The 17,881-nt window shown below is 53.9% G+C and carries 14 protein-coding genes and 1 pseudogene; 8 read left to right on the forward strand and 7 right to left on the reverse strand.

Annotated features, from left to right (window positions below):
• Positions 1-106: 106 nt before the first annotated feature.
• A complete protein-coding gene (locus VRC33_RS09545; RefSeq protein ID WP_338563161.1) occupies positions 107-1,012 on the forward strand; it encodes a bestrophin family ion channel in 906 nt (301 codons plus the stop codon).
• Positions 1,013-1,813: 801 nt separating this feature from the next.
• On the opposite strand, the gene VRC33_RS09550 is transcribed toward VRC33_RS09545, so the two are convergent.
• Positions 1,814-2,881 (reverse strand): porin, encoded by a 1,068-nt coding sequence (locus tag VRC33_RS09550; protein ID WP_338563164.1) that lies wholly within the window; start codon positions 2,879-2,881, stop codon positions 1,814-1,816.
• A 1,009-nt stretch (positions 2,882-3,890) separates the two neighbouring features.
• Between VRC33_RS09550 and VRC33_RS09555 the strand changes: the two genes are divergently transcribed.
• The 6 genes from VRC33_RS09555 (at position 3,891) to spy (ending at position 10,887) form a co-directional block, all read left to right on the forward strand.
• On the forward strand, positions 3,891-5,111 hold the full coding sequence (locus tag VRC33_RS09555) for a bifunctional succinylornithine transaminase/acetylornithine transaminase (protein ID WP_338563166.1): 1,221 nt from the start codon (positions 3,891-3,893) through the stop codon (positions 5,109-5,111).
• On the forward strand, positions 5,108-6,142 hold the full coding sequence (astA, locus tag VRC33_RS09560) for an arginine N-succinyltransferase (protein ID WP_338563168.1): 1,035 nt from the start codon (positions 5,108-5,110) through the stop codon (positions 6,140-6,142). Before VRC33_RS09555 ends, astA begins: the two co-directional genes overlap by 4 nt.
• The gene (astD, locus tag VRC33_RS09565) at positions 6,139-7,608 is read left to right on the forward strand and encodes a succinylglutamate-semialdehyde dehydrogenase (protein WP_338563171.1); all 1,470 of its coding nucleotides are present in this window, start codon (positions 6,139-6,141) and stop codon (positions 7,606-7,608) included. Before astA ends, astD begins: the two co-directional genes overlap by 4 nt.
• Positions 7,605-8,933, forward strand: a complete 1,329-nt coding sequence (astB, locus tag VRC33_RS09570; protein WP_338563174.1) for an N-succinylarginine dihydrolase — start codon at positions 7,605-7,607, stop codon at positions 8,931-8,933. The genes astD and astB overlap by 4 nt, the downstream gene beginning before the upstream one ends.
• 75 nt (positions 8,934-9,008) lie before the next feature.
• On the forward strand, positions 9,009-10,010 hold the full coding sequence (gene astE, locus VRC33_RS09575; protein WP_338563177.1) for a succinylglutamate desuccinylase: 1,002 nt from the start codon (positions 9,009-9,011) through the stop codon (positions 10,008-10,010).
• A gap of 388 nt (positions 10,011-10,398) precedes the next feature.
• Positions 10,399-10,887 (forward strand): ATP-independent periplasmic protein-refolding chaperone Spy, encoded by a 489-nt coding sequence (gene spy, locus VRC33_RS09580; RefSeq protein ID WP_338563179.1) that lies wholly within the window; start codon positions 10,399-10,401, stop codon positions 10,885-10,887.
• Between the two features lie 105 nt (positions 10,888-10,992).
• On the opposite strand, the gene cho is transcribed toward spy, so the two are convergent.
• From cho to VRC33_RS09605, 5 genes and pseudogenes are all read right to left on the reverse strand, one after another.
• Positions 10,993-11,856, reverse strand: coding sequence for an excinuclease Cho (gene cho / locus VRC33_RS09585; RefSeq protein WP_338563181.1), 864 nt, complete (start codon positions 11,854-11,856; stop codon positions 10,993-10,995).
• A 65-nt stretch (positions 11,857-11,921) separates the two neighbouring features.
• Complete coding sequence (gene yddG / locus VRC33_RS09590; protein ID WP_338563183.1) at positions 11,922-12,806, reverse strand: aromatic amino acid DMT transporter YddG; 885 nt, start codon at positions 12,804-12,806, stop codon at positions 11,922-11,924.
• Positions 12,807-12,865: 59 nt separating this feature from the next.
• Positions 12,866-13,693, reverse strand: coding sequence for an ammonia-dependent NAD(+) synthetase (gene nadE, locus VRC33_RS09595; protein WP_338563186.1), 828 nt, complete (start codon positions 13,691-13,693; stop codon positions 12,866-12,868).
• Between the two features lie 126 nt (positions 13,694-13,819).
• Positions 13,820-15,009 (reverse strand): annotated as a pseudogene (locus VRC33_RS09600) (multidrug effflux MFS transporter).
• Complete coding sequence (locus VRC33_RS09605; RefSeq protein ID WP_338563188.1) at positions 15,006-15,590, reverse strand: helix-turn-helix domain-containing protein; 585 nt, start codon at positions 15,588-15,590, stop codon at positions 15,006-15,008. The pseudogene VRC33_RS09600 and the gene VRC33_RS09605 overlap by 4 nt, the downstream one beginning before the upstream one ends.
• A gap of 216 nt (positions 15,591-15,806) precedes the next feature.
• Here VRC33_RS09605 and osmE point away from each other — a divergent pair, with 216 nt between their 5' ends.
• The gene (gene osmE, locus VRC33_RS09610) at positions 15,807-16,142 is read left to right on the forward strand and encodes an osmotically-inducible lipoprotein OsmE (protein ID WP_338563191.1); all 336 of its coding nucleotides are present in this window, start codon (positions 15,807-15,809) and stop codon (positions 16,140-16,142) included.
• A 228-nt stretch (positions 16,143-16,370) separates the two neighbouring features.
• Here the strand turns inward: osmE and VRC33_RS09615 are convergent, their stop codons facing one another.
• Positions 16,371-17,702: an MFS transporter gene (locus tag VRC33_RS09615; protein WP_338563193.1), complete on the reverse strand. Its 1,332-nt coding sequence runs from the start codon at positions 17,700-17,702 to the stop codon at positions 16,371-16,373.
• Positions 17,703-17,881: the final 179 nt, after the last annotated feature.

Raw genomic sequence — 17,881 nt, forward strand, 5'->3', positions numbered from 1 at the left:
AGTCAATAAGGCACCCACAAATAAATGTGACTTTACTCACAAAAAATAGCTGGGCAGCGCTGCTGGAATTTGCCAGAATTCGGAAAAATCCTTCTCATCTGCCATCATGATAATCCGTCCGCATCGCCACTGGTTTGTTCGTTTGTTCGCCTGGCACGGTTCCGTGCTGCCCGGCATTCTGTTTCGCCTCGGCCTGAATTTGATGATATCGATTGTGGCGATTTTCTGCCTCGACTGGTATGAAACGTTGGGGGTGAAGCTGACGCTGGCGCCATTCAGCCTGCTTGGTGTCTCTATTGCCGTCTTCCTTGGGTTTCGTAACAGCGTCTGTTATGCGCGGTTTACCGAAGCCAGGCTGTTATGGGGAGGATTGCTGATCGCCTGCCGGACCATTATGCGTCAGGTGCAGGCTATTTCCCCCGCCGATGCACCGCGAATAAGCGCGCTGTTAATGGCCTTCTGTTACAGCCTGAAGCATCAGTTGCGGCGTACGGATCCGCGTGAGGATCTGCAACGTTATCTCGGTGATGAAACTGAGGATGTGCTCAGGCGCCGTGCGCCAACGAATGTGATTGAGATGAAGATTTCCCAGTGGCTGGGGGATCAGCGCCGCAGCGGAGCTGTTTCAGATATCGTGTATACCCAGCTGGATAACAGTATTAATCAGTTGTCGCATGTTCTTGGCGGCTGCGAGCGGCTGGCAAGTATGCCGTTGCCTTTTGCTTATGGTTTGTTGCTACACCGCACTGTTTATCTTTTCTGTTCTCTTTTGCCTTTTGCGCTGGTGCCGGACTTGCATTACATGACGCCGCTGGTTTCTGTGTTTATTTCCTACACATTTTTGTCGCTGGATGAGCTGGCAGAGGAGCTGGAGATGCCGTTTGGCTTCGCCAATAATCATCTGCCTATGGATGCGATGTGCGCAAATATCGAGATCAATTTGCTGGAGATGAACAATCAGCGCGAGCTGCCAGAGACCCCGGTGCCGGACAGGCATTACAGGCTGACTTAAGGTCAAAGCTGGGCGCGGTGGTATGGCGTCATCTGAGACTGTTGCCCAGGTTTAAGGTCAAAAGCTGTCCCGGTGCTAAGGCGTCACCAGGGTTTAAGGTCAAAAGCTAGCCCGGTGCTAAGGCGTCACCAGGGGGCCTGTTATCCGGGACGTCGTGAATCCGTCCCTGGAGACTTCGCAGCCACGTCCATGTGGCTGAGACCCGGCTAACAGGCCCCCTGGCGCCACCCCTCATCTTCAGTGTTGTTGGTTAATCTAGTGGTCGCACAGGTGAAAGCCGGTTGGTTTTGAAATGCCCCGTCTCCACCAGACAAAACAGAAGCTTAGGGGTGGGGAGAGTGGGCTGATAAGCAAAGCGTCCCGGCACATGGACGTGCCGGGCCGAGCTGTCATGGATGACGCTTTTTGCGTCTTTGTGTTCAGCCCACTCTCCCCGACCTTGCCACCTGAACAAACAGGCAACCAGCTTTAGAGCTACCAGCCAACCACTCTCCCCGACCTTGCCACCTGAACAAACAGGCAACCAGCCTTAGAGCTACCAGCCAAACACTCTCCCCGACCTTGCCACCTGAACAAACAGGCAACCAGCTTGAGAGCTACCAGCCAACCACTCTCCCCAACCCTGCCACCTGAACAAACAGGCAACCAGCTTTAGAGCTACCAGCCAAACACTCTCCCCAACCCTGCCACCTTAACCTTCAGAAGACCCGCCCGCAGGATCGGAAAAGGGCCCGGCTGGGCCCTTTGGATAATCCCCTTCCATCGACACAGGCAGAAGAGGCTGAGGGGTTCACTCTCCGATCAGAACTGGTAAGTCAGACCCACTGCAGTGATGTCATCATCCGCCAGACCCAGCGCGTTATCGCTGTCCAGCAGATTGATGCGGTATTCGGTATAGAACACCATGTTCTTGTTGAAGTAATAGTTGGCACCCACGCTGACATACTTGTAAATGTCCGCACTGCCAATATCTTCAATATCCTTAGCCCTGGAAGAAACATAGGCCAGAGAAGGGCGGAAACCGTTAATAAACTGATACTGCGCCACGACTTCAAAATTCTGCGCTTTATTGGCAAAACCCCCACTGATTGGGGTCGCATTATGCGTCTGGCCATATATTGCCGCCAGATAAATCTGGTTAGCATCATACTTAATCGCCGTGGCCCATAATTCCGCACGATCGCCTTCTCCACGCGCTGCCTGATTCTGGGCCGTCGTGCGATCAATGTTGGCATATGCGCCCGTCAGACTCAGACCGAAATCAAAATCATAAGCTAAAGAGGTGGCATAACCATCTCCATTTGCACGGCGCACGGTATTGGTCCCGCTACGCTCATTCTTGCCCTGATACTGGGCCGCCACGCTCAGCCCATCAACCAGACCGAAGAAATTACTGTTACGCCAGGTCGCCACGCCGGTCGAGCGACCCGCCAGGAAAGCATCTGTATAAGCAGAGTCGCCACCAAATTTCGGCAGCATATCGGTGTAGGCCAGCGCATCGTAAATCAGGCCATAGTTACGGCCATAGTCAAATGAACCCACATCACCAAACTTCAGGCCTGCATAGCCCAGACGGGTTTTATTGCCGGTCTGAGCATCATCGCCTTCGGAATTATTCAACTGGAATTGATATTCCCAGCGGCCATAGCCAGTCAACCTGTCGGTAATTTGTGTCTGGCCTTTAAAGCCCAGACGGGCATAGCTGACGTCGCCATTATTAGCGTCATCTGAGGAGAAAAAGTGACCGGCGTTAACCTTACCGGTGAGATCCAGTTTATTAGACTCTTTGTTATAAATCTCAGCGGCGTTAACGCTGCTAATCCCGAGGAGGGCAGGAATAGCCCATACCAGAAAATTACGCTTCATCATCAAATGTCCCTGTAAAAAATTTATAGTTAAAGGCGTCGAAATGCGCCGGATAAGAAAATGACACAACTCAATATGTCATAAAAACTAAATATATGTAACATTTTGTAAAATATACTCTTCTATCATCATTTTCGATGATGTTTAGTATTTGTTTAACTTACCTATGCATTTTTCTTATTTTTATAATTGCGGGTATTAATGACAATTAAAATCATAATTTATTGATTTTACTGTTTTTTATTCCATATCAGCGTTTTGTATACATCTTGAGGATTTAACGATCTCAGGAGCGATGCGCGGGTGAAGGGAGTTTTTTGTTCAATAACAAAAAATGAATATCGACATGATGAATAAATTATTGCCATTTTTCATTTATTGGTTGTATCTGAATATTTCTGCTTATTAAGTGAGCATTAAAATAATGTAACTGATTTAGGGTGTTATTATTTTTCTGGATATTATTATTTTCAGGTGAAATTCTCGCCGCAGTTAATTTTTAAATGCCAGGGTCAGGAAAAGAGGAGGGCTGGATGAAAAAACTTGAGCCGGAGTTTTCTTTGCGTCAGTCAGATAACCTTTTAGTAAAACCTGTAAGCCGAAACGAACACCCTCATTGCTGCTCAAGTCAGTCCTTTCATCCCTGACATTCACCTCAGATAACGCCCTGTTCTGGTGCGCAATGCGCAAAAAGGGTGCGCTAAATGCCTCTTTTTAAAACCTAATTCCGGCATTGATCACAAAAGCGATATTTTATTTTCCCTTTGCATAATTCCTCTCTTTTTTATTCGGCAAACCTCTGCCTGTCGCGAACTTATTCACTTTATATGCATATTTTGTGCATAGCGTCAGGGCGTAAGTTATTGATATCAGGTGGTCACGTTTGATTTATGCACTTTTATCGCTGGCTGGCACGAAGCATGCAAATTACAGTACAGCTGCAATGAATCATTTCATTAACATTATTCAAACTTTTAAGTTACCTGCCCGTGAGCAGAAAACAGAGGCCGTTATGAAACCGTCAGTATCTCGCGAAAATTTCGATCAGTGGATTGTCCCAACTTACGCGCCTGCGAACTTTGTACCGGTTCGGGCAGAAGGGTCAACGTTGTGGGATCAGCAGGGAAAATCGTATATCGATTTTGCAGGTGGGATTGCGGTGAATGCACTGGGCCATGCTCATCCCGATTTACAACTGGCATTGCAGCAACAGGCCGCTCTGCTGTGGCATACCGGCAACGGTTACACTAACGAACCGATTTTACGCCTGGCAAAACAGCTGATCGACGCCACCTTTGCCGATCGGGTTTTCTTCTGTAACTCGGGGGCTGAAGCCAACGAAGCTGCCCTTAAGCTGGCTCGTAAAGCGGCACACGATGGGGCTGGAGAGAACAAAAGCGGCATCGTCGCCTTTAAAAATGCTTTCCACGGTCGCACGCTGTTTACCGTCTCAGCGGGGGGACAACCAGCCTATTCGAAAGATTTCGCACCACTGCCGGCTGGCATTCAACATGCTGTCTATAACGATCTGGCATCCGCTGCCGAACTCATCAACGACCAGACCTGTGCGGTTATTGTCGAACCTATTCAGGGCGAGGGCGGAGTGGTTCCTGCTGAACCAGCTTTCCTTCGTGGCCTGCGCGAACTTTGCGACAAACACCAGGCACTGCTGATTTTTGACGAAGTTCAGAGCGGGGTGGGCCGTACTGGTTCGCTCTATGCCTATATGCATTACGGCGTAACGCCGGATGTGCTGACCACCGCCAAGGCGCTGGGCGGCGGCTTCCCGATGGGCGCAATGCTGACCACGGAAAAGCTGTCGGCGGTGATGGGGGTGGGCACCCACGGCACCACCTATGGCGGAAACCCGCTGGCAGGAGCCGTAGGTGGCAAGGTCATGGAGCTCATTAATCGCCCTGAAGTTCTGGAGGGGGTGGCTGAACGTCATCAGTGGTTCGTTGATGGCCTGAACGACATCAATTCACGTCTGCATCTGTTCAGTGAAATTCGCGGTCTTGGCCTGCTGATCGGCTGTGTGCTGAATCAGGATTACAACGGCCAGGCAAAACTGTTTAACCAGGCTGCAGCTAAGGAAGGCTTAATGGTGCTGATAGCGGGCGCCAGCGTGATCCGTTTTGCCCCTTCGCTGATTATTTCTGAGCAGGAAGTGAAAGAGGGACTGGCGCGGTTCGAAACGGCCTGTCGCGCCGTGACGGAAGGGGCCAGATTATGATGGTCATCCGTCCGGTTGAACGCGATGACCTCGCACAGCTGATGGGGCTTGCCAGTAAAACCGGTGGCGGGTTGACTTCGCTGCCTGCTGACAGCAACACGCTGTCAGCCCGTATCGATCGTTCCATTCTGACCTGGCAAAACGCGCTGCCGCGTGCGGAGCAGGGTTATGTATTCGTTCTTGAAGAGAGTGAAACCGGCAAAGCCGTGGGTATCTGCGCGATTGAAGTGGCCGTTGGCCTGCAGGATCCCTGGTATAACTTCCGCGTGGGAACACAAGTTCACGCATCCCGGGAACTCAACGTTTACAACATGCTGCCCACTCTGACGCTGAGTAACGACCACACCGGCAGCAGCGAGCTTTGCACCCTGTTCCTGGATCCGGACTACCGCAACGGGAAAAACGGTTACCTGCTGTCAAAATCGCGCTTTCTGTTTATGGCCGCTTTCCGCGATCGCTTTATGCAGAAAGTGGTGGCGGAGATGCGTGGGGTCATCGATGAAGCTGGTCATTCTCCTTTCTGGGAGAGCGTGGGCAGTCGCTTCTTCTCCATGTCCTTCAGCGAGGCGGATTACCTGTGCGGCACCGGGCAAAAAGCCTTTATTGCTGAACTGATGCCCAAGCATCCGCTCTACATCGATTACCTTACCGAAGAGGCAAAAGCGGTGATAGGTCAGACGCATCCGCAAACTGCTCCGGCACGTGCGGTACTGGAGGCAGAGGGATTCCAGTATCAGAACTATGTCGATATTTTTGACGGTGGCCCCACGCTTGAGTGCGATATCGATCGTGTAAGGGCGATCCGCAAAAGTCGTCTGCTTGTGGTCCGTATCGGTGAGCCAGCGGACGAATCATCCCCATTATGCCTGGTGGCCAATGACCATTATGAAGATTTCCGGTCGGTGTTGCTCAATGTTGATCCCGAGGGGGAGAGCATCAGCATCAGTGCGAAACAGGCAGAAATTTTACGCTGTGGGCCGGGTGACTCCCTGCGCGTGGTGACATTACAGAGTCCGGAGAAAAAAGCATGACGCACTGTATTAAGGGACAATGGCTGACCGGCGAAGGTGAGGGTTTCAGCAAGCTGGATCCGGTCAGCGGTGAGCTGTTATGGCAGGGGAATGCGGCCAGCGCCGGTCAGGTGTCTGCTGCTGTGGATGCTGCCCGCCAGGCTTTTGCAGACTGGGCGTGGCGTCCCTTCGCTGAGCGCCAGGCGATTGCCGAAAAATTCGCCTTATTGCTGGAAGCGAACAAAGATGACCTGACGGTCACTATCGCCAGAGAGACCGGCAAACCGCGTTGGGAAGCGGCGACAGAAATTCAGGCAATGATCAACAAAGTCGCTATTTCCGTGAAGGCTTATCACGCCCGCACCGGGGTGACGCTTGAGGCTGAAAGCTCCCTGCGCCACCGGCCTCATGGGGTGATGGCCGTCTTTGGCCCCTACAACTTCCCTGGCCATCTTCCCAATGGACACATCGTTCCCGCCTTACTGGCTGGTAATACCCTGGTGTTCAAACCCAGCGAACTGACGCCGGTGATAGCCGAAAAAACGGTGAAACTCTGGCTCAGTGCCGGCCTGCCTGAAGGCGTGCTGAATATGGTACAGGGCGGGCGGGAAACCGGTCAGGCTTTGTCGCAGGAACCGCATATCGATGGCCTGCTGTTTACCGGCAGCGCGGCTACGGGCTATCAGTTGCACCGCCAGTTTGCCGGGCGTCCCGACAAGATGCTGGCGCTGGAGATGGGCGGAAATAATGCGCTGATTGTTGAGGATCCGGATGATATTGATGCGGCAGTGAATCTGGCCATCCAGTCAGCCTTTATCACTGCCGGTCAGCGCTGTACCTGTGCCCGCCGGATGCTGGTTAAGCGAGGGGCTGCAGGCGATGCTTTCCTTGCCCGTCTCAGCGAGGTGGTCGCCAGAATCAAACCGGGTGGCTGGGACGACCAGCCTCAACCTTTTATGGGGAGCGTGATTTCGCTTCAGGCTGCGGAACAGATCTACAGTGAGTGGCAGGCCCGCGTGAATGCCGGTGGCAAGGTGTTAGTGCCGATGACATGGCCTTCACGGGAGAGCGCCATCCTGACGCCGGGCATCATTGATATCACCTCGCTGGAAAATGTGCCGGATGAAGAGGTGTTTGGACCTTTGCTGGCCGTGATCCGCTATGAGGATTTTGATCAGGCTGTCAGCCTGGCGAATAACACCCGTTATGGCCTCTCATGTGGCTTGATTTCACCGGACCGCAGGCTGTTTGATCGCCTGTTAATTGAGTGCCGTGCCGGTATCGTTAACTGGAATAAACCCCTGACCGGTGCGGCGAGTAGCGCACCCTTTGGCGGAATTGGCGCCTCTGGCAACCACCGTGCCAGCGCGTTTTATGCTGCAGACTACTGCGCATGGCCAATGGCTTCGCTGGAATCCGCCGATGTGGTTCTGCCCGCCACCCTCTCTCCGGGACTCGATTTCAGCCAGGGCGGAGGTGACCGATGAGCGCCCGTGAAGCTAACTTTGATGGCCTGCCGGGGCTGACTCACCATTATGCCGGGCTCTCATTCGGTAATGAAGCTTCCACCCGTCACCAGCATCGGGGATCTAATCCCAAGCTTGCGGCGAAACAGGGGCTGCTCAAGATGAAAGCGCTGGCGGACATGGGCTTTATTCAGGGGGTGATCCCGCCGCATGAACGTCCAAACGTCGCGGCGCTGCGGCAGATTGGCTTCACCGGTACGGATGCTGAGGTGGTGGCGAAAGCGGCGAAGCAGGCTCCCCAACTGCTGTCTGCCGCCAGCTCGGCATCCGCAATGTGGGTAGCCAATGCGGCTACCGTTTCACCTTCTGCGGACTGTGCCGATGGCCGGGTGCATCTGACTGTCGCCAACCTCAACAATAAATTCCATCGGGCAATGGAGGCTCCTGGCACAGGCGCGCTGTTGAGGGCGATTTTCTGCGATCCCCGACACTTCAGCGTGCATGATGCGCTGCCTCAGGTCGGGATGTTTGGTGATGAAGGGGCCGCAAATCATAACCGCTTCTCACTGGCTTATGGTGAGCCGGGCGTAGAGATGTTTGTCTACGGGCGGGAAGAAACACAGGGCGGACTGGTTCCTGCTCGCTATCCTGCCCGTCAGACCCGTGAAGCCAGCGAGGCGGTGGCGCGTTTGCATCAGCTTGATGCCCGGCGCACGGTATTTGCTCAGCAGAATCCAGCGGTGATCGACCAGGGTGTTTTTCATAACGATGTGATCGCCGTCAGCAATCAGCAGGTGCTGTTCTGCCATGAGCTGGCTTTTTTGCATCAGCCGCAACTGCTGGCCTCGCTCGCAGAAAAAATGCCCGGATTCACGCCTGTCGTTGTGCCGGATAACCGGGTAAGCGTAACGGATGCAGTAGCTACCTACCTGTTTAACAGCCAGTTATTGAGCAAACCCGGGGGTAAAATGCTGCTGGTATTGCCGGAAGAGGCCCGTCAACATCCCGGCGTCTGGCGCTATCTCTGTGAGCTGGTGGAAAGCGGCGGCGCGATCGATGAACTGAAGATTTTCGATCTGCGTGAAAGTATGAATAACGGCGGGGGGCCGGCCTGTCTGCGGCTGCGGGTCGTGCTGGAAGAGCGCCAGCTGGCTGCGGTTAATCCTTCGGTAATGATGAACGACAGGCTTTTCGTAACGCTGAATGACTGGGTCGATCGACACTACCGCGACAGATTGTCGCAATATGACCTGGCCGATCCACAATTAATTATTGAAGGGCGTGAAGCACTGGACGAACTGACGAAGCTGCTAAACTTAGGGAATGTCTATAGCTTTCAGCAGTGATCACGGATGAAGCGGGGCGCACAACATCGCGCCCCGCCCTAATGAAGGAGCAGAAACCCATAACAAGGAGAACTCATGCAGGATTTCCTGACCCAGACCCTCAGTGCAGAGCCACCTGAACAGCTCTCAGGCCTTAATGACCAGCTAAGCTGGCAATGGCTTGATGAGGGGATCCTGGAAATGACGCCAGTCAACGCCTCTTCGCAGGCCCTGGTGATTTCAGCCGGTATACACGGCAATGAAACGGCGCCGGTTGAGATACTGAACAGCCTGGTCAGCCAGCTGCTGGCGGGAGAGCGCGCGCTGTTGCCCCGTCTGCTGGTCATTTACGGCAACCCGGCCGCATTACGTGCCGACAAACGTTACCTGCGCTGTGACATCAACCGGATGTTCGGCGGCCGCTGGCAACAGTATGAAGACTGCCCGGAAGCGCGGCGCGCCTGGCGGCTGGAGCAGGCGATGGAAACCTTCTGGCAGGCTGGCAGCAGTGAAGAGATCCGCTGGCACCTGGATATGCATACGGCAATACGCGGGTCCTACCATACGCGGTTTGGTGTGATGCCCCGCCGCGAAACGCCGTGGCCGGAAGATTTCCTTCACTGGCTTGCCGCCGCAGGTCTGGAAGCCCTGGTGTTTCATCGCTCAGCGGGCGGGACTTTCACCCATTACAGCTGCCAGCATTTTAACGCGGCGAGCTGCACGCTTGAACTGGGTAAAGCCCTGCCGTTTGGCAGCAACGATCTCACGCAGTTCAGTGCGACGCACGCGGCACTGGCCGCGGTTCTCTCTGGTGAAGCATTGCCAGAGGTGACGGAAATGCCACGGCGGTATCGGGTCTCCCAACAGATTACCCGCCACACTGAAGCATTCAGGCTGCATATGAGCGGAGAAACGCTGAATTTTACTGCCTTCCCCCAGGGGACCCTGCTGGCTGAAGATGGCGAACAGCGGTTTTACGTTCAGCAGGCCAGAGAATATGTGATGTTCCCTAATCCCAACGTTGCACCTGGTCAGCGAGCGGGGCTGATGCTGGTGGAAGATAATGCCCATAATGAGGCTTTAAGTTCCGGACAGTAATTCAGCTTCATTAAAAGACGGAATAAACAGGGCGATTCTCAGAAGGATCGCCCAATATTTTACCTTAGCCTGATTCTTTTACTATTACCCCGGCCCGTGAGGCGCTTCTTATTCCGGCAGCCTGTTAATCTGATGCTTACTTTTCCCTTTCCCGATCCTGCCAGCCATATTACACTTCTCCATAATTCCTGCTTTAATCGTTATAAATTCATATCTGTTAGCAATTCCTCACGATAATCTTCGCATTCTCTCCATGATTGAAGCCTTTTTGTCTTTTATGCTTTCAGGGCTTTACCCACGCTCTGAGTACTTGACGTTCAGCGCAATAAACTGGGTTCCGACATCGCGACAAAGCGTCGCTTCAGAACTGATAAGTAAGGAATAAACGATGCGTAAATTAACTTCTGTAGTTGTTGCTATGACCCTGGCCCTGGGTGCTGCGAATATCGTCCACGCTGCGGCTGATAATATGACGCCTCCTCCAGCCGGCGCAGATAAAACCATGATGCATAAGCCACCCCGTCATGGCGGCCCACATGAAATGTTTAAAGGCCTGAACCTGACCGATGCGCAGAAACAGCAAATGCGTACCATCATGAAAGATGCCCATAAAGAGATGAAACGTCCTTCTCTGGAAGAGCGCCGCAACATGCACAGCATTATTGCCTCTGACAGTTTCGACCAGTCCAAAGCGGATGCTCAGGCAACTAAAATGTCTGCAGATGGCAAAGAACGCGCGCTGAAGATGATGGAAACGCAGAACAAGCTGTATAACATTCTGACGCCGGAGCAGAAGAAACAGTTCAATCAGAACTTTGAGAAACGTCTGACTGAAAAACCGCACCATGAAGGTAAGATGGCTCCAGCAGAGGATTAATCTCTCAGTAATGAGCGTTAATCTCTCTCAGTAATTTGAGAACGCCGACGTTGTTCACACGGGCTTAAGGGCCGTGGACAGCGCCGGCGTTTTCGTTGCTGCCGGTCAGGGAAGGGGGACGATCGGGTATTTGCCGCTGATCATTGGCTTGCAAAGGATCTTGTACCCGTCGCTGTCAAAACCGTGTGGCGTTTTGGTCAACTCATGCGCCAGCGCGATATCTCCGACCGAACCCAGATAGAACCAGTTGTTGATGACATGAATTTGCAGGTTGCTGACACCCTGCTCAACAACCCCCACTGCTCCATCCCACGGCCAGCACTGCACGCGGACCCGCTCCAGCGCAGCCATCAGTCGCTGATTATGCGCTTCAACCGGCTCTTTACCGCAGCAGGCTCCGGCACACCGGCCCAGGCTCGCACGGAAACAGGCGCGGTTTTTACTTACTTTCTCCAGCCCCAGTAATCCCAGACAGAGTTTGTGCTCATCGGCAATTTTTTGCAGGGTTTCCAGCGCCGAGTGACGGCTGGAATAGAGACCGAAAAGGTTGGGGGTATGGGAAAAATCCAGCTCTTTGGCGTAGACCACGCTGGGCTTACCCTCTGCTATATGCAGCGAACAAAGCTGACGATTTTTGCGTAGCCTTTTGTTAAACAGCGGCTGCTGAATTTTGATCATCTGCGCTTCCAGCAGCAAAGCCCCCAATTCTCCCGCCGTGGGAATAAAAGTGACTTCCCGGGTCTGTCGCAGCATTTTGGCTTCGTCCGCAGTGCGGAAATGCGACATGACCCGGCTGCGGATATTGATGCTTTTACCGATGTAGAGCGGCATCGTCTCGCTGTCGCCATGGAAAATATAGACGCCTGGCACAGAAGGCAGCCCTTCAAGAAAAGGACGGAGATGGTCGGGATACTGATAAATCGCCGCGGGTTCGAACTCCAGGCGATGACTTGATAAACGTCTTGCCACACTGCACTCCAGTTACTGGTTACTTGTACAGTGTAGCAGGCTGCGGACGGATAAAAAAGCGGCAGTTAGCGGGTGGCCCGCCAGCACACTAATGAGCCGAGCGTTACCATGATCACCCCCTGCCAGAAACTGAAAGAGGGGGTAAGCTGCAACCAGACGGATGCCAGCAGGGCTGAAAAGACCGGCGTGAAATAGGACGCAGTAGCCAGCAGCGTCATATTGCCGTGCTGAATTCCTGTGTTCCACGCTGAATACGCCAGGGCGGTAGAGGCCGCCATAAACAGCACTTCCATCACCACCGTGGGGCTGAACTGCATCGGCTGAGGCTGGCCGGTAATAAAGAACTTCAGCCAGAGCGCCAGGGCCGTGACCAGAAAGAACAGCGTAACGCCACTCTGGCCGCGTGCATAACGACGGGTGACGTTGTTATACAGCGCCCAGGCCACAGCCGCAAAAAATGCCAGGCCATAAGCCACAGGGTTATCCATAACGTTGTGCCAGAGCAGCAGAGGCGTCCAGGCGCTGTCGCCCTTGAGCACCCAGACAATGCCGCCGACAGCCAGCGCAAGGCCGGGCCAGAGCCACCAGCGGAAACGTTGCTGATTAAAGGGGATAGCAAACACCAGGGTCAGGCTGGGCCAGAGATAGTTGATCATCCCCAGTTCCAGGGCTTGGGGACGGTTATGGGCAAGGCCTATCGAGACAGCCAGGCAGATTTCATAGCTGACGAACAGTGCGCCACCCAGCCATAAATACCTTTGGGGCAGATGACGCCAGCCCGGAAAACCCCGCGCCAGACAGAGAAACAGCGCGCTGGCACTGTAGATCAATGCGGCGCCTCCGGTAGCGCCCAGCGATTCTGATATGCTGCGGATTAGCCCGACGGTGGTGCTCCATAAAACGATAGCGCAGAGGCCTGTCAGCGTTGCGCGTTGCGGGGTCAGTGCCATGAGGTTCCGTTGAGATCAAAAAAGGGCGGCTGGAACCGCCCGGAAAGTCTGTTTAAAAATTACTTCTTCCAGAAGTCATCGAACACGGTAACCGGTGGACGACGTTTGTGTTCAGTTTTCAGATACCAGCCTTCGATAATTTTGGCGGCAGACTCGTCAACCGTTTTCCCTTCAAGATACTGGTCAATAATCTCGTAGGTTACGCCCAGCGCCACTTCATCCTGCAGGCCAGGACGATCGTCTTCCAGATCCGCCGTGGGGTGTTTGAGATAGAGATGCTCAGGACAGCCCAACTCTTTCAGCAGCTTTTTCCCCTGGCCTTTATTCAGACGGAAAATCGGATTGATATCTGTGCCGCCGTCACCGTATTTGGTAAAGAACCCGGTCACGGCTTCTGCAGCATGGTCCGTGCCGACCACCAGACCCGAGGTCATGCCGGCAATACTGTACTGGGCTTTCATTCGCTCGCGGGCTTTTTCGTTGCCGCGAATAAAATCGGACAGGGCGATACCGGCGTCACGCAGCGCTTTTTCACTGGCCTGCACCGCTTCGCGAATGTTTACCGTCAACACTTTGTCGGCATTGATAAATTCAACAGCGTCCTGACAATCCTGCTCATCAGCCTGAACGCCATGCGGCAGGCGAACGGCAATAAACTGATAAGCGCTGTCGCCCGTCTCTTCACGCAGTTCAGTTATAGCCATCTGACTGAGTTTACCCGCCAGCGTGGAGTCCTGGCCGCCGCTGATACCCAGTACCAGGGATTTGATAAACGGGTAGGTTTTCAGGTACGACTTAAGAAAATCGACGCTGGTACGGATTTCCTGCTTAACATCAATGGTGGGCTTGACACCCAGCGCTTCGATAATTTCCTGTTGCAGAGCCATTCACCTCTCCTCAGATTCAGCCCCGTCATTACGGGGCAGTTGCTAATATGTCTGGGATAAAACTAGCGCGGCCAGCGGAAAACAACAAGAATCAATGCTGTTGTTTCCATAGCTTATGCTTAGTCATCACGCTTTACCGGGTTTTTGCGCCAGCAAAACAAACATAGTGATGGCCAGCATGTAACAGCCAAAGATGGTGGCGGTCATGGTCAGCACTGAGGTTCCGCCGATACCGGTGACCGGCACCGCGATCCCCCCAAGAGTAAACATTGTGACCCCCATGACGGCGGAAGCGCTGCCCGCGCGATGCCCCTGACTTTGCATCGCCAGCGAGGCCGCTGCCACGCCCACAGCACCATTACTGGCCACGCTGAAGAACAGGGCCACCAGGACCACTGGCAAAGGCGCGCCGCTTAATCCGGCGATCAGCAGGCTGCCGGAGGAGACGAAGGCCAGAGTCAATGCCCCTTTCACCACCCGATACTCGCCCCATAATGGGCTGAGGCGGGCACTGATCTGCGACGCAAGGATCAGGCCCACGCCGTTGGCGGCAAAGCAAAAACTGAACGCCTGCGGTGACAGACCATAGATTTGCTGCAGAACAAAGGGTGAGGCGCCGATATAGGCAAACATGCCCGACATCATAAAGCCCTGGGTCAGGCAAAAGCCCATAAAGGGCCGGTATGTGATGACCTGACCAAGCGCGGCCCAGGCGGAAAAAATGCTGCCCTGGCTGCGACGCTCCGGGATCAGGGTCTCCTGCAATTTTACTTTAGCCAGCACAAACAGCAGCAAAGCGATCAGGGCAATCACCATAAACAGCCCACGCCAGTCAAGGATCGCCATCAACGCGCCGCCCATTACCGGTGCGGCTATAGGGGCCAGACCATTCACCAGCATCAGCAGGGCAAAGAAGCGGGTCAGTTCGTGGCCGCTGTACATGTCGCGGGCGATAGCACGGGAAAGAACCGCCCCCCGGCACCGAACAGCCCTTCACACAGACGAGCCAGCAACAGTTGATTGATGTTCTGCGCCAGCGCGCAGCCCACCGAAGCGATCAGCAGCAGCACCAGCGAGATTAGCAGAGGGCGAATACGGCCATATTTATCGCTCATCGGGCCAAAGATTAACTGCCCCAGGCCTAATCCCAACAGACCCGCTGTCAGGCTGAGCTGCGCGGTAGCGGTAGGTGTCTGTAGGTCGCTTGCCAGCGAAGGCAAAGCCGGTAAATAGAGATCGATACAAAGCGGGCCTAATGCCGCCAGGAGACCGAGCGTGATGGCATAGCCAAGACGGTTGGGATGTGCAGGTGTCATTTTTCCTCTGTCTTAAAAAGGTGATCGGTGAATTGTTGATAGATGGTATAGAGCTTTTCTGCCGACGCTTTCTGTGGCGTCAGTCGGCGATAGGAGGTCCCTTCCACCAGCACGGCAAACACCTCCACACAGGCGCGGATATGTTCATCGCTGAAGTGGGGATGGTCTTTTTTCACGTTGCTACAGGCGTGGGCGAACATGCGGTCATCGGCCTCCACCATCATGCGCGCCACCACTGGATTGCGCGTGGCTTCTGCGGCCACTTCCATCATCAGCGCTTCGTCATCCTCATCAAGAGCATAACGCCAGGCCAGCAGTTTTGGCAGATTGATGGCGGTGGCCGTCTCTTCAATATGGATCAGGCGGGCGTCGATGATCCGCTTAACAATCTCTTCGATAATGGCGTCTTTGCTGGTGAAGTAACGATAAATCTGCCCGACGCTGAGACGGGCTTCCGTTGCCAGTTGCGCCATGCTGGCACCATGAAAACCGGACTGGCGGAAACAGCGGCGACCGGCAGCGACGATCTCATCCTGACGTTGGCGATGGCGGGCATCGCGGGCTTCATTGGGTGTACTCATCGTTACCTCGGGCATCCGGAGGGTGTATATAAAAGCGGACTCAAAGAGAAGAGAGAGCGTTTTTTGAGAGTGAACGTTCATTCTCAGGCCCGACATTATAGGCCTTTGATCACTTATAGCCTATGCGTTTTATGAATTTCGTAGCCATAAAGTTGATAAATATGCGTTTATGTTCCAGGCTTAAGCGTCCATGGAAAATAAATGAGGAATAAAAACATGAAGAAGTTAACAGGATTTATTGGTGCTGCAGTGGCTCTGGCTGTTTTATCGGGCTGTACTGCCTATGACCGTGCAGAAAGCTACGTCACCAAACCGGTTGTTCAGGACGTTAAGAAAGGGATGACCCGTCAGCAGGTACGTGACATTGCTGGCCCACCTTCTACTGAAATCACCATGGTTCACGCTCGTGGCACCTGCCAGAGCTATGTGCTGGGTGAACGCGATGGTAAACCACAGACTTATTTCGTCAGCTATAACGACACTGGCCGTGTAATGAACTACGGTTTCCAGAGCTGCAAAGAGTATGATACCGATCCGCAAGCTGCACAGTAATCGCGCTGCCTGATTGAGAAAAACGGCCACTTTTGTGGCCGTTTTTTTATGGGGTGTTCAAAGCCTGGCGGACGGGGGACTTCAGGCTAGCGGCCATCAATATCACGGCGATAAGCGTGGCCATCCTTCACGTAGAAACGTTCACCGTCGAAACCCAGCGCACGCATATCGTCGCTTATATGCTCCACCGGCGGTTGCACAACAACATAAGTACCGCCTTAAAGCCTCTCAAATCAGCCCTTTTTGTCCGGTCGCCAGGCTTACAGGTTCAGACTTAAGACGCTTTTCAGGCTGAAGCAGCGTCATCGCCAGCATGCTACAGAGTGCAATCGCCGCCGTGGCGCTGAACATCGCATTATAGCCGTAGTGCTGTGCCAGCCAGCCGCTGAGTATCGGGGAGATGATGGATGCCAGGTTAGCGACAGCCAGAGTGATCCCGCTGTAGGTTCCCACGGTGGATTTCGGCGTAACGTCAATCACCACCGACCAGTAAACATTATTCACCAGCGCGTTCAGCGCATTGCCCAGCGTCATCATCAGGATGATCCCGGCGGCAGAAGGCATCCAGGGAATGGCCATAAAGCAGGCCGCAGTCAGCAACAGCGTGACTGAAGCAAAAACGTTGCGCGCGAGGCGCAGATTATTAAAACGCTTTAACAGCGTGTCGGCGATTTTGCCTCCCAGCAGCACCGTAATACAGGCTCCACTCCACGGGATCATCGCCACATACCACAGTGAGTGCAGATCGTAATGGAAGCTGTCCTGCAAATATTTAGGCCCCCAGGTCACCAGGGTAAAGGTGATGTAAAGAAACGAGAAGTAGCCCAGTGCATTACAGACCAGCGTGCGGTTGGTAAAGAAGCGCCACCAGGGAAGCCGGGGCCCTGATGCACTCTCCGACTGACCTTCAGCGATCAGGGCGCGCTCGATATCGCTGACCCGGGGCTGTTGCTCTGGGGTATCGGCAAACACCCGGGCGAACAGCAGCATGGCAACCAGAGAAAAAATCCCCAGCAGAATGAACATCACCCGCCAGTCATTGGTCAGCAGCAGCAGCCCGACAGCCACGGGAGCGGTAAGCAGCGCGCCTACCTGCGTGCTCAGCAGGCCAATGCCCAGAGCAATCCCGCGCTCCTTATCCGGTGCCCAGTTGGCAATAGCTTTGTTCATCAGGGCGTAGGCCGGGCCTTCGGCAAAACCAAACAGCACCCGCATCACGGCAAAACCCATAATGGCCGAGCCGCTGAACAGCGCCATGCCCACTTCTCCGGCCCAGGCGGTGGCAAATTCCAGCAGCGACCAGAGGATCCCTGCCATCAGCCAGACTTTTTTGGTACCCAGACGGTCAGCCAGGAAGCCACCGCACAGCGAGCCAAACAGATAACCAATCCCAAAGTAGCTCAGTACTGCGCCCAGCTGAATTTTACTGAAGTGAAACTCATCCGAGATAGCGTTGGCAGCAAAAGAGAGCGCGCCACGGTCGATGTAATTAATCAGGGCAATAAAAAACAGCATGCCAAAAATGCGGTAGCGGTAATTGTGTCTGGCATCAACTTTCATATTCTGGTTCCTTACTGCAAGTGTAAGGAATGTAAAGCAACATTAATGCCACAGTGTTAACCAGAGGGGGCAAACCTTCAGGGCGGGGGGATTTCTGCGGGTAGGTAATAAGGGGAGCAGGCCCTGTTCAGCCTGCTGCACCCTGATGGAACGTTCAGAACCTCTTAACTGCCACCTGA

Origin of the sequence: Erwinia sp. E_sp_B01_1 (assembly GCF_036865545.1) — a bacterium.
GTDB lineage: Bacteria > Pseudomonadota > Gammaproteobacteria > Enterobacterales > Enterobacteriaceae > Erwinia.